Origin of the sequence: Aureibaculum flavum (genome assembly GCF_016406085.1) — a bacterium.
Classification (GTDB): domain Bacteria; phylum Bacteroidota; class Bacteroidia; order Flavobacteriales; family Flavobacteriaceae; genus Aureibaculum; species Aureibaculum flavum.
The window spans coordinates 1-13255 of the sequence record NZ_JAEHFJ010000014.1; the positions used below are offsets into that span (position 1 = coordinate 1).

General features: G+C 32.0%; 13 protein-coding genes. 4 read left to right on the forward strand and 9 right to left on the reverse strand.

Going from position 1 to position 13255, the window contains the following annotated elements; genetic code table 11:
- Positions 1 to 88: 88 nt before the first annotated feature.
- The 8 genes from JBL43_RS18670 to JBL43_RS18705 form a co-directional block, all read right to left on the reverse strand.
- Positions 89 to 640, reverse strand: a complete 552-nt coding sequence (locus tag JBL43_RS18670) for a DUF4276 family protein (protein WP_198842885.1) — start codon at positions 638 to 640, stop codon at positions 89 to 91.
- Positions 633 to 1988, reverse strand: coding sequence for an AAA family ATPase (locus tag JBL43_RS18675; RefSeq protein WP_198842886.1), 1356 nt, complete (start codon positions 1986 to 1988; stop codon positions 633 to 635). The genes JBL43_RS18670 and JBL43_RS18675 overlap by 8 nt, the downstream gene beginning before the upstream one ends.
- Positions 1989 to 2258: 270 nt before the next feature.
- Positions 2259 to 2555, reverse strand: a complete 297-nt coding sequence (locus JBL43_RS18680; protein ID WP_198842887.1) for a hypothetical protein — start codon at positions 2553 to 2555, stop codon at positions 2259 to 2261.
- Between the two features lie 212 nt (positions 2556 to 2767).
- Entirely contained in the window at positions 2768 to 3394 is a 627-nt protein-coding gene (locus tag JBL43_RS18685; protein ID WP_198842888.1) for a hypothetical protein, read from the reverse strand.
- A 209-nt stretch (positions 3395 to 3603) separates the two neighbouring features.
- Positions 3604 to 4284: a YARHG domain-containing protein gene (locus JBL43_RS18690; RefSeq protein ID WP_198842889.1), complete on the reverse strand. Its 681-nt coding sequence runs from the start codon at positions 4282 to 4284 to the stop codon at positions 3604 to 3606.
- A gap of 178 nt (positions 4285 to 4462) precedes the next feature.
- Complete coding sequence (locus JBL43_RS18695; protein WP_198842890.1) at positions 4463 to 5161, reverse strand: Ea47 family protein; 699 nt, start codon at positions 5159 to 5161, stop codon at positions 4463 to 4465.
- Positions 5154 to 5294, reverse strand: coding sequence for a hypothetical protein (locus JBL43_RS18700; RefSeq protein ID WP_198842891.1), 141 nt, complete (start codon positions 5292 to 5294; stop codon positions 5154 to 5156). Before JBL43_RS18700 ends, JBL43_RS18695 begins: the two co-directional genes overlap by 8 nt.
- A 224-nt stretch (positions 5295 to 5518) precedes the next feature.
- Positions 5519 to 6361, reverse strand: a complete 843-nt coding sequence (locus tag JBL43_RS18705) for a tyrosine-type recombinase/integrase (RefSeq protein ID WP_198842892.1) — start codon at positions 6359 to 6361, stop codon at positions 5519 to 5521.
- A gap of 572 nt (positions 6362 to 6933) precedes the next feature.
- Between JBL43_RS18705 and JBL43_RS18710 the strand changes: the two genes are divergently transcribed.
- The 3 genes from JBL43_RS18710 to menD all read left to right on the forward strand — a co-directional run bounded on the left by JBL43_RS18710 (position 6934) and on the right by menD (position 11003).
- Entirely contained in the window at positions 6934 to 7785 is an 852-nt protein-coding gene (locus JBL43_RS18710) for a PPK2 family polyphosphate kinase (RefSeq protein ID WP_198842893.1), read from the forward strand.
- 68 nt (positions 7786 to 7853) lie between these two features.
- A complete protein-coding gene (locus JBL43_RS18715; RefSeq protein ID WP_198842894.1) occupies positions 7854 to 9245 on the forward strand; it encodes a M20/M25/M40 family metallo-hydrolase in 1392 nt (463 codons plus the stop codon).
- 96 nt (positions 9246 to 9341) lie between these two features.
- Complete coding sequence (gene menD, locus JBL43_RS18720; RefSeq protein ID WP_198842895.1) at positions 9342 to 11003, forward strand: 2-succinyl-5-enolpyruvyl-6-hydroxy-3-cyclohexene-1-carboxylic-acid synthase; 1662 nt, start codon at positions 9342 to 9344, stop codon at positions 11001 to 11003.
- Between the two features lie 51 nt (positions 11004 to 11054).
- Here menD and JBL43_RS18725 read toward each other — a convergent pair whose 3' ends face one another.
- Positions 11055 to 12302: an alpha/beta hydrolase gene (locus JBL43_RS18725; protein WP_198842896.1), complete on the reverse strand. Its 1248-nt coding sequence runs from the start codon at positions 12300 to 12302 to the stop codon at positions 11055 to 11057.
- A gap of 97 nt (positions 12303 to 12399) precedes the next feature.
- Here JBL43_RS18725 and JBL43_RS18730 point away from each other — a divergent pair, with 97 nt between their 5' ends.
- Positions 12400 to 13239 carry a 1,4-dihydroxy-2-naphthoyl-CoA synthase gene (locus JBL43_RS18730; RefSeq protein WP_198842897.1) on the forward strand — a complete coding sequence of 280 codons (840 nt, stop codon included), beginning with the start codon at positions 12400 to 12402 and terminating at the stop codon, positions 13237 to 13239.
- Positions 13240 to 13255: the final 16 nt, after the last annotated feature.

Consider the following 13255-nt stretch of genomic DNA (forward strand, 5'->3'; position numbering starts at 1 on the left):
CTTACGATCAGAATTACAGAAGTACTTTAGTGGTAAATTAAGCAAATTTTACTTGTTTTTTACCACAGTTCTTTGTTGGGCGTAGTTTTTATTTCGCAAACTTCAATTTATTGCAATTTATGTCAGGAATTGAATCAACAAAATTCCTAAAACTTTCTGAGCATGAATAGACTTTTTCTAAGTCACATTTTAAGAATAGTTCAACTCCTTCTGTGGTTTTATGGTACGAACCAAGTATCTTTTTTATCTCAGAAGAACCTCTAAGACCATCAGTTGAATCCGGTTTTTCTTTTTCCGTTTCAAATACATTCCAATCTGCGATTATCCAATTTTCGAACATTCTATCTGCAAAGCAAATTCGAATATCTTGGTCATTAAGTCCTAATTTAATAAGTTTATTACCCAATTCTGCACATAAATCTGAACAACTTTCTTCTCTTTGTTCTCTATCAATTATTATAATAATCGGATAATGTCTATTGTTAAATAGTCTTATTAAACTAGCGACTTTATTCGCGATAGCTTCGATTGTTACAGACTTGCCATTTAAGTCTGTTCTGCTTACTGGTTTTCCAGGGCATAAGCTCCCTATTACGAGCTTTTCAGTAAACCCGTCAACTATGAACGCTGGATTACTCATTGTGTAAAGCATTAGAAAAATAAAAATGTCCTAATCCAAATCCAGATTTGGAAATTTCGTCTTTTATAAGCGATATATCAGTAAGTCGTTTGGCAGTTGTTTTTCCATTATCGAGGTCTACTAAGAGTATTTCATTTGGTTCAGAATGATTTAATAGAGATTCACTATGAGTTGTCATTAAAACAAATGATTCTAATTTTTTATTTTCAATATGTTCTCTCATAATATTCGCAATCTCAGCTTGCATCCAAGGATGTAAAAAATTCTCAGGCTCCTCTATTGAGAAGATGGTTTTTGACGTTAGAATTGCTGTAATTAATGCGAGCCATTTGATTGTCCCATCTGACATTGCAGAAAGCGGAAGCACAGAAGTATACTCACCTGTCTCAATAAATACTTTAACAATTAGTTTATTATTGAAAGGGTCATTTATTACGTCTAAATCTTTTATTGTTCGATTCGCAAGTTTTAAATAGGAAACAATTTTCTTTAAGGTGTTTGGGTCATAAGTTCTTTCTCTATGGTCAAAATAAAAATGAAATCTTAAATTATTTGGTTCTTTAGATTTACTGTTTTTCATTGCATAAAGAGTGGTTGCTAAACCAGAGCCATCTTTTTTAATCCCTGGTGGTGTTGCGGCATCTTCTTGCTCTTTTACCTTACTAGGAACAACATTAAATGTCTCGCCACCAATTAAATCTGCATAAATTGCGAATGCAAAATCATCAGCAATTACAAATAGGGAACTTACTATACTTTTGACAGACGGTAAGGATTCTTTTATGAAATTTGTAATTCCCTCACTTAGTTTTTCTGGTTCTTCATTTTCTCTTCTCAAAAAACGAGATTCAATTTTTTTAGTATTGAGAGTGTTAATTTTAATATCTGGTTTGCCATCTATTTGATTATGAGAAATGTCTATATCCCATTTAGGTCTAGTATAGTTTTTTTCGTCTGGGTCTTTCCAAAATTTAGAACCTGACCTTAACTTAATATTTTGGTGTGAGTATATAATACTATCCTTTTCAAACGATGTGGTTATTTTAGCATGATATTCGTATGTAACTGTTTTTCTTTTTTGAATTTTTTTTGAACCATATATTTTAAATTCTATGTCTTTTTCGTAATCATTTAATCCAATTTTTTTAAAAATAGTCCCAGCACCTCCAACGGCACTTACGGCGTGACCTATTTGATTTGACATTAGTTGTGATAAAAATTCAAAAAACAAGATAATATTTGTCTTACCAGAACCATTTGGACCAACTAATATATTTAATCCTGAATTCAGTTTTAAAGTAAAATCTGATAACGACTTAAATCCATTAACCTCTATTTTTGTTATCATTTGCGTTTGTTTTTTTTAAATCCGATTAACGGTTAAATTTAGTGTTATTTTCTAAATAAAATTTGACACTTTAACTAATGTTTCTTTATGTGGTAAATTACGCCCAACGGTTGGGCTATGGTTTTCGTTGCGGAATCGTCCGCGAGGACTATTCCGATATTACCAAGCCTTCATTGCAAGATAAGAATTTCCGAGAAGGAAATTCCGCCGCAATGAACTATAGGCGTTGTTGTAGCACGTTTTTTTATTCTATATATTGTAATTCCAATTTTATCCATTAGAATAAATTTTTCCGATTGTCAGTTTTGGGCTCCAGTTTCTCAATTCCGAGATTTCATCCTCATTTTCCGTCTCTATCATAATTCCGATATTCGGTTTTCCATTTTCCACTCTCATTCCATTATCAATCCACGAAATTTTTCTTTTCAAAATCTGTCCTTTAAATTCAAATTCTAAAATGTCATTAGTCGAAAATATACTACCATCTAGAATTCTTCCAGTCAATACAATTCCTCTTCCAGTAATTATGAAAGTATCATGAATTTGGTAAGTTGAGATATGCTTCATCTAATGTGCTACAACGGTCTTGTGTATGAAACGTAGCTTATAAAAAGACGCTAACTTTTCGGGTTTAGCACGAGCCGAATTTTTAATTTTTATGTTTAACTTTCTTTTTCTAAATATACCAAATTAAAAATTTGGCGTACTTTGTAAATAAGCAAAAAACTCTCGAAAAGCCTATAATAGCTATGTTTTATACACGTTGTTGCCCACAGTATTTATTTCCGATTCAGTTCAATAACACCCAATACTTTTTCATAACCGAATTTTAAAAAGGCGTCAATTCCTTTATGTACTTCTATCTTGTAATTCTTTAAATCCGATTCTATTTTTTTGAGTTTCCTTTTCAGTTTTCGATTCCTTTTCGGTTCTCTTTCCAGTAAGCCGTAAGAATTTGCAATTGCATCTTCTTGTCGATATTCAATTCCGTCAATTATATATGTCGTGTAACTTTCGTTTTTAAAATCATCGTAAATAACATAGATTATTCCATCCGTTTTGTTAAGAAATGCTTTTCCGTCATTCTCCATATAAATTTCAGTCAAAAATGGAATAAAACCGTATTGCTTTATTTCGTCCGCATCTTGTTCCGTTATTTGGTCAGACTTTATTGAGATATTTCCCTCGTTGTTTGAATAAGTCAGTTCTATTCTTAATTGAGGTTGCATATGCCTGCGAATAGAAATCAATTCAACGATTGAGTCATTTTTAAATTCCAAGTAGTGGTTTCGATTGATGCTGTCAGAAACAATTCCGTAATATATTTTATTAAATTCTTGAGAATAAGATTCGCCCGTAATCAGGAAAATCAGAAGTGTTATTAAAATTCTCAATGGTTTTTTCATATTGTGGGCAACGTTTTGTATAAGAAACGTAGGGCAGTAAATAAGCACTTTCGTTTCGTTTTAGAACTTAGCTAAATATAAATATTTTGCTTTTATTTTTGAGTTAAATGTCAAATTTTATATTTAGCGGACTTCATAAAAATACACTGACCTTTGGAGTTTACACAAAAGCCCTATGTTTTTTATACATTGTTACCATACGTTTATACTTACTCTAATTTCAAGATTAACTCAATATTGTGTTTTTCAATATCACTAAAGTTGATATTATCTTTTTTTATAGGTTTGTACCATATTTTTTTTGAGAAATAAGTATCCATTTTTCCACCTGACTTAAAAATGTATCCATTTCGAGCAAATATTTCATTTCGCATTATTTTTAATTCACTTTTAGGTAGTTCAGTTAATTCTTTTAATGTTAATTTTACAAAGCTAGATTCAGGATATTTACCTTGAGGTTTTTCAATATCATTACTTGGGTTAAACTGGATATAGTGATGTGTTTTTTCTCCAACATTTTTATAATAATGAGAAATTAGTCCTTTTTCATTGTCAGAAATTGATAATTCATATTCCGTTTTGTCAATTACAGTTTTATGCTTTGAATATTCGATAGGAAGTCTATCAGATTTTCCAACCCAAGTATTATTTTCCCAGTCAGCATATTCCGTTCTAGCATAGAGTTTATTATTACTAAAGATAATTTCTAAATCAGACTCTCCTTCGGATTCACCGAAATGGTAACTTCCTTCATAATCTATTTTTTTAGGATTTATAGTTTTTTTGATTTCTGATGGATTCATTTCATAATTTTGAACACTCATATAAGCGTGTACAATCGTATCTTTAGTTTGAGAAAAGGATAATGCACTAAAGAGTGAAAATATCACAAAGAATATTGTTTTAAATCTTAGCATTTTTTTAATGTATGGTAACGTTGTTGTATATGGTTTGTTGCGTGTTTCAAGCAACTAATTTAGTAAATAATTACCGACCAAGAAAGTCCACGAGGACTTTCGTAAGTAGGCGAGAAGCCAGCAATAAATTATATACGGTGTTGGCATTTCGTTATTCTTCAATTAAATATTTGTCAATGTAAACTTGTAATGTTTCATCTCCACCTTGTTTTCTTATTAGTTTTAATCGAATTTCGTCGTTTGACACTTCCAAGTCTTCATAATCCATATCAGTATATCCTTTCGGAATTCCAACGAATTCTTCTAAATCCTCAATCGTCCAATTAAGTTTTTCCAAAGCTCTTTTAGTAAATAAAACTCTTGGGTCGATATATACGTCAAAGTCTTTGTAGCATTCTGCGACGACCTCTAATACTTCGATTAAACATTTTTCTGATAAATCAATAACATTTCCGCTTGGTACACTTTTAATATCAGAATTTGTTGGAACATAAAATTGGTCAGAATCGTAAAGTATTCCTTCGAAAATACTCCTTTCCTTTGCTATTGGAATTATTCCTGTTTTCTGTGCGTGGTTTCTGAATTCAACGAATGACTTAGCAACTTCGCTTTTTCTCAATCTATCTTGTCTTATTTTATACCATTCATCAAATTCGGGATATTTTCTCATTACGAATTGTAATGTAAAAGTGATACTTCTTAATGCACTTACATAAGCACTAAAAATATAATTGTATTCATTGTCCCAAGAATGTGTTTCTTTCAGTTTTGTTAAAAAATAATCCGCTTCTCCAATTTTATGAGAAACGATATGAATTCCAGCATTTGGAAATATAAATTTTTCAGTCATTTACTTTTTTGTTTTTTAGCACATCAGTGCCTGCAATGGATGTTCCAATAGCCCAAACTGTTTCAATTGTAGATGTTACTCCATTCATTACTTGTGTTCTGACTTTATTGACTCTTTTTTTAACTTGCTCCATATCTGTTTCCTTTTTTTTATTGGTTATTAGGCTCAAAATGAACCTTAAAATTATTAAACTAACTACTAAAAAGGCTACTGGAACAAAACCATTGCAGTGCAAAGAGGCTACCCCTAAGGATTTCTTAAATATCTTCTAATTGTTTATATCGTATTTTTTTTTTAATGAATGCCAACAATTGTATAAACGTATTGCGTTTATATCCGTTATGGCCTTAAAGGTAATTATTTTTTTAAAAAATCTAACGGACTAGGTGTTTTATTAATGTGTACATTACTGACATGTGTATATAATTCGGTAGTTTTAGAGCTTTCATGTCCCAGTAATACCTGAATACTCCTTAAATTTATTCCATTTTCATATAAATGAGTTGCATAACTATGCCTTAAGGTGTGCAAAGTAGCTTTCTTTTTAATATGAGCTTTAAATAATGAGTTTTTGTAAAAGGATCTGATACTACTGGCAGAATATTTAACAGATTCAGTGCTCCCTTTTTTTGCTCGTCCTTCAAAAAGATACAATTCAGGTTTGTAAATTCTTAAATAAACTCTTAATTTAATCAATAAGCTCTCAGGTATTGGTATCATTCGGTCCTTTTTACCTTTTCCACGCTTAATGTGCATTGTTTTTCTCTCACCATCTATATCCTCAATCTTTAAATTAATTAAATCACCAATTCTTAATCCACAGGCATATATAGTTGTCAAAACCATTTGGTGCTTATAGTTTTCAGTGCAATCAAATATTTTAGCAACCTCTTCTAAACTAAAAATAGGAGGCAATCGCCTCTCCTTCATAGGTCTATCAATGGTAATAAATTTTGGTTCAAAACCTAAAATATGTTCCCAATAAAATTTTATCGCATTAATGGCTTGGTTTTGTGTACTTATGGCATATCCCAAATCAATTAAATGTAAAATAAATGGTGAAGCATCCTTTTTTGCATCTAAATTATGCTCATTGCAATATTTGGCATACATTTTTAAAAAACTATAATATACATTTTGCGTGTTTTTTGAATAGTTACGCTGTTTTAATTTGTTTTGTATTTTCTCTAATGTTTTCATAATGGATAAAACTAAACGTAAAAAAAGCTATAAACGGTTATTAGTCGACTGTATCCGTTTGTAAACGTATATTAACCGTTAAAAACGACTAGAGGTGAAATCAATTAAAATAAGTACCTTTAGAAACTTATGATGTGTAAAATTTGTAAAAAAAAATTGTTGGACGATCAGATCGGTTGTTTTGTTCTGTAAAATGTAAAAATTATTACCACACCAACTTAAGAAGAATTACAAGAATTAATGCTATAGAAATTGATAGAATTTTACATAGAAATAGAGCTATACTTTTAGAGTTATTAGGAAAAAATTTGGGTCAGAAAAAAGTAAAGCGATTAACATTGGCAAAAAAGAAATTCAATTTTAAATATTTAACACATTACAACCTTAATAAACAGGGGAAAATTTATAACTACGTTTATGATTTTGCTTGGATGGAATTTTCAGATGATGAGGTTTTAATAATAAGAAGATAAAAATAGTGTCAATACCTATTTTTATTATCAATACCGCTTAACCTTTTTAAAAACAGATTAATTTACCTAATTTTACCCTATAAAATCCTTCGAATCCGTATGCATAAATATAAAGTTAACACTCCCATAAATCTGTCCAAAATTTCAACAAAAGAAGTTGATACTAATGCCAAAGACAAATTAAAAAAAGCCAGAAAGCAACTTAGTGAATTACAAGATACCATGTATGCACATGGTAAGTATAGTATGTTAGTTTGTTTACAAGGCATGGACACTTCAGGTAAAGACAGTTTAATAAGAGAGGTTTTTAAACAAGTAAATGCCAGAGGTGTTGTAGTACATAGCTTTAAGGTGCCAACAGATAAAGAGTTAAAGCACGATTTTTTGTGGCGTCATTATGTTGCCTTACCAGAAAGAGGTAAAATAGGCGTTTTTAACCGTACCCATTATGAAAATGTTTTGGTTACAAGAGTGCATCCTGAATATATTATGGGTGAAAAACTTCCATCCGTAAAGAGTATAAACGATATTGATGATACTTTTTTCCATAACAGAATGGAAGACATCAATAACTTTGAAAAGCACATTGCTGATAATGGTACTATCATCTTAAAGTTCTTTCTACATGTATCTAAAGAGGAGCAGAAAAACAGATTGTTACGTAGAATAGAGAAAAAAAATAAAAATTGGAAGTTCTCTGCTGGCGATCTTGAAGAACGTGAACATTGGGGTACCTATCAAGCCTGTTATGAAGATGCTATTAATAGAACGTCTACAGAAAAAGCACCTTGGTACATTGTACCGGCAGATGATAAACCTACTGCGAGAACTATCGTAGCAACTACTATTTTAGAAACCTTAGAAAGTTATAAAGACATTAAGGCACCTGAATTAGATGATAAAACGAAAGCTCGGTTAGACGAATTTAGAGCACAACTTCAAAATGATTAATTTTGAAAAATCATACCAGATTCAAAACCTCTTTTTACATAAATTCACAAATAATAGCAATTAAAATTATGAAGCAGTTAATAACATTAAGCGTACTACTATTAATGACCGCAAACCTTTCTGCACAAACAAATGTTACTAACGATTCTGTTCAGCTAAAAAAACTTTATACAGAGGCGTTAACAAAAGGTAAAAGCTATTTATGGTTACAACAATTAACCAAAAAAGTAGGCCATCGCTTAACAGGTTCAGAGGGCGATAAAAAGGCCGTAGCTTGGGCAAAAGCTGAATTAGATAAATTAGGTCTAACCAAAGTATGGTTGCAACCCGTAACCGTACCGCATTGGGTACGTGGAGAGAAAGAAGAGGGGCATGTAGCAACAGAGTTCGGTAATTTTAATGTAAATATTAGAGCCTTAGGTGGTTCTATTGCCACGCCGGAAGAAGGATTGTTAGCAGAGGTAATTGAAGTGAAAAGTTTAAAAGAAGTAGAAGAATTAGGAGACAAAGTAAAAGGTAAAATTGTGTTTTATAACGGAGCCATGCCTGCTGATAAAATTGAAACTTTTAAAGCCTATGGAGCTGCTGTTGGTCAACGTGTAAACGGTGCCGCAGTGGCAGGTAAATATGGAGCAATAGGTGCTATAGTCCGCTCTATGACTACTAAAATAGACAATGTGCCACATACAGGTACTATGCGTTATGGAGATATTGATGAAAGTCAAAAAATTCCTACAGCAGCCATAAGTACAAATAGTGCAGAAATGTTGAGTAGCTTGTTAAAGCAAAATGATAAAATGAAGCTTAAATTCTACTTTAAACAAAATTGTAAGAACTTACCAGATACACAGTCTTTTAATGTAATTGGTGAAATTGAAGGCCTTAATTACCCAGATGAAATAATGGTAGTTGGTGGACATTTAGATTCTTGGGATTTAGGAGAAGGTGCACATGATGATGGGGCAGGAGTAGTGCAATCTATGGAAGTATTACGATTATTTAAAACCTTGAGAATTAAGAACAAAAGAACCTTAAGGGTGGTGTTGTTTGCTAATGAAGAGTTTGGCTTAAGTGGCGGAAAGGCGTATGCTGCTGAAGTGGTAAAGAAAAAAGAAAATCATATTGTGGCATTAGAATCTGATTCTGGTGGTTTTTCACCTCGCGGATTTGGTTTTACATGTAATGATAAAAATTACGATCAAGTTTTACAGTGGAAATCATTATTTGAACCTTATAACATTCATATTTTTGCCAGAGGAGGAGGTGGTGCAGATATTGGCCCCTTAAAAAAAGATGATAATGTATTGTTAGGGTTAAAACCAGATTCGCAACGGTATTTTGACTACCATCACACAGAAGCCGATGTATTTGAGGCGGTTAACCAACGTGAATTGGAACTAGGAGCGGCCTCTATGGCATCAATGCTTTATTTATTTGATCAATATGGTGTTGTTAAATAGTGTGAAGAACCAAGGTAAACTTGAACAATAGTCTTAATTTTGTTATTTATTCAGTGTTTTAGTTAATCCTTTACCCCTAAATCAGAAACAATAGTAATGATTTATTCCCAAAAAGAACTTTCTCAATTAATTGTAGAGAGTTGTGTTGCGTATAACGTAGAACATATCATCATTTCTCCGGGCTCACGTAATGCACCCTTAACCATTGGTTTTACCAATCATCCCCATATAAAAACATATAGTATTGTAGATGAAAGGTGTGCCGCATTTTTCGCATTGGGTATTGCTCAGCAAACTCAAATGCCAGTAGCCGTAGTGTGTACTTCAGGTTCTGCGTTGTTGAATTATTATCCTGCCTTTGCAGAAGCTTTTTATAGTAATATTCCGCTAATCGTTATTTCTGCAGATAGGCCTAAAGAGTTGATAGATATTGGTGATGGACAAACCATCCGCCAAGAAAATATTTTTGAAAATCACAGTGTTTTTAATGCCAATTTAAGGCATGGTAAGCAGTTTGAACAGGAAAATGAAAAATTGATTTCTGAAGCCATACAGTACGCCATTCTTAAAAGCGGACCAACTCATATTAATGTGCCTTTTGATGAGCCTTTATACGAAACCTGTAATAGCTTATCTATAAATAATGTTGAGGCAAAATTCATGACTATTGAAGAGGAAATAGATTTTAATTTGGAAGATTTTTCCAACATTTGGAATCAATCAGCTCAAAAAATAATACTGATAGGAGCCAATTATCCCGATGATTTATTACAGCAACACTTAAATGAATTGGTACATGATCAGTCAGTGTTGGTATTTACAGAAAACACCTCTAACCTTCACCATCCCAACTTTATAAATAGTATTGATAAACTCATTTTTTCATTACAGGATACTGATTTTGAGCAACTAAAACCAGATTTGTTGGTTACCCTTGGCGGGATGATTGTTTCAAAAAAGATAAAACAATTCTTACGAAAGTACCAACCCAAAAATCATTGGCATATCAATAGTGATAACTGCTTAGATACGTATCATTGTTTAACGCATCATTTTAAAATGTCAGGTTCACTATTTTTTGAACAATTTATAAATTTAATAAAACCGGTAGAAAGTACGTATCAGAAACATTGGTTAACCATAAAAGAAGAACGAAATAGTAAGCACCAGCAATTTGTGAAAGACGTCACCTTTTCTGATTTTGAAGTTTTTGATGCGGTGTTAAATAAACTACCTGACGCTACACAATTGCAACTCTCAAACAGTTCGGTAATACGTTACGCTCAATTGTATGATAACAATCCTTCAATAAAAGTGTTTTGCAACAGGGGCACAAGTGGTATTGACGGAAGCACTTCTACAGCGATAGGAGCAGCTTCAATTTCAAAAGAACAAACTACTTTTATTACCGGAGATATTAGCTTCTTTTATGATAGTAATGCATTGTGGAATAAATATATACCTAAAAATTTTAGAATTATTCTCTTAAATAATGGAGGTGGAGGTATTTTTAAAATTTTACCTGGACCTAAAAAAACAAATGCCTTAGACTATTTTGAAACCAAGCACCATCTAAATGCAGAACATCTATGTAAAATGTATCAGTTATGTTATAGTAAAGCTTCAACTAAAGAAGCGTTATTCCGACAGTTAGATACTTTCTTTGAGGCTTCTGAACAGCCTAAATTATTAGAAATTTTCACACCCAATACTATAAATGATGAGGTCTTAAAAAACTACTTCAATGCAATTAAATAAAAAAGCCGCTCTTGTAGAGCGGCTTTTATTTTGTTTTAAGATTATTAGGATCTAGCGTCCAGTTTCATCACCTTCTACAGACTCAATTATTTCTTCATCGTAATCGTCACCAATTTCTTGACCGTTATTTAAGCTTTTCTGCTTTGCTAATACACGTTCTACATTTTGATAATATCCGTCAGAATTAGGATCTTCAGATGATATTTTTGCAAATCCGTTTTTATAATATTTTAAAGCTTTCTTTAAATTATTTCCTGTTTCGTAATATTGACCAATATAATAGTCGCCTATGGGAGATTCAGGATACAATCTGTTAATCATTTTACCGAATTCTTCTAAATACGCACCGTCTTCTTTATCTAAAATTATAGACTCAATAGCAAAAATATCTCTCTCTCTAATTTTTAGATTGGCTCCAAAAAGATATTGTATCTCAACATATTTCTTTTCTATATACTCAATAGCTTCTGCCGGATTTAAATCGGCAATATTAGTATCAAATTCTTCTTTAGAAATTGATGAATACATGTCAAAAATATGAGCCATAGCAGCGGGTATTGCTTGCCCCATTGAAGAAATGTTCGTTGAGGTATCAAATGCGTCATATTTATATTTAAAATTGTCGTTTTCAAAATTTTTCAAAACATAATAAAGAGACTCAATGTTTTTGCTTTTCTCTTCACCTAAAAATGCACCATTATTCAAATAATAATAAGTATGTCGGTCTATGGTTGGTACTTTACCTCTAAATAAATCTGCAATATCTTGAGAATATCTTGGGTTAATATTGATATATGCATTAAAAATTGGTGTTGGTTCTACCATAAAGTAGTTGGTGAAATTTGCCGTAATGGTATTTCCTACAATAGTTCTAAATGGTGAAATTCTATAATTATGTTCAATATAACCAATCAATTCATTCTTAATGAATTTATAAAATTTAGAACTTGTCTCTGTTAACATACTGTTTAAATCTACAGCACAATCAAGTTTACGTTCGTTTTTTTGGTTTTGAAAAATACCAACAACAATTTGTTCTGGTGCTTTGTCTTTAGCAGCAAAAAGTTTAGAGTTGGCTACATAAATATCAAAAAGATATTCAGCATCTAAAACAATAGCTAATGGGTATACCCTCGTAGAGTCTTGTTGATAAGAATCGGGTACATAAATTTTTAAAGTACGTGTACTATTTAATTCACCGCTTAATTCGGATGATTTAAAAGCTTCTAACGAAATGTTCTGGCTAAATGCAGCAAAACTAAACGTTAATACAAGTAATAGCGAGTAGATTTTTTTCATACTTACACAATTTTTGGATTTTTAAGTGGTTAATTTTTTTTCTCTTTTTCTTAATTCTATCTTTACAAACGATTAGAATCGCATAAAATTGTAATAAATGATACAACCAGATTGGAAAATTGTAAAAAAATACGAAGATATTACCTATAAAAAGTCTAATGGCGTGGCCAGAATTGCTTTCAATAGGCCTGATGTACGCAACGCATTTCGTCCAAAAACGACAAGTGAATTGTATAATGCTTTTTATGATGCACAAGAAGATACCAGTATTGGTGTTGTGCTGCTTTCAGCAGAAGGACCTTCTTCAAAAGATGGTATCTATTCCTTTTGCAGTGGAGGAGATCAAAAAGCAAGAGGCCATCAAGGCTATGTTGGTGAAGATGGTATGCACCGCTTAAATATTTTAGAAGTACAACGTTTAATTCGTTTTATGCCAAAGGCCGTTATTGCTGTGGTACCAGGATGGGCAGTAGGTGGTGGTCATAGTTTACATGTAGTATGCGACTTAACATTGGCAAGTAAAGAACATGCTATTTTTAAGCAAACGGATGCAGATGTAACTAGTTTTGATGGTGGTTATGGATCAGCATATTTAGCAAAAATGGTGGGGCAGAAAAAAGCACGAGAAATTTTCTTTTTAGGACGAAATTATTCCGCTCAAGAAGCTTATGAAATGGGAATGGTAAATGCTGTGATACCGCACAATGAATTAGAAGATACCGCATATCAGTGGGCACAAGAAATTTTGGAAAAATCGCCTACTTCTATAAAAATGTTAAAATTTGCCATGAACTTAACCGATGACGGAATGGTAGGGCAACAAGTTTTTGCCGGAGAAGCGACACGATTAGCCTATATGACAGAAGAAGCCAAAGAAGGTCGCGATGCCTTTTTAGAAAAACGTAAACCTAATTTTGAAAAGAAATGGTTGCCATAAATTCAAAGTTTCTTAA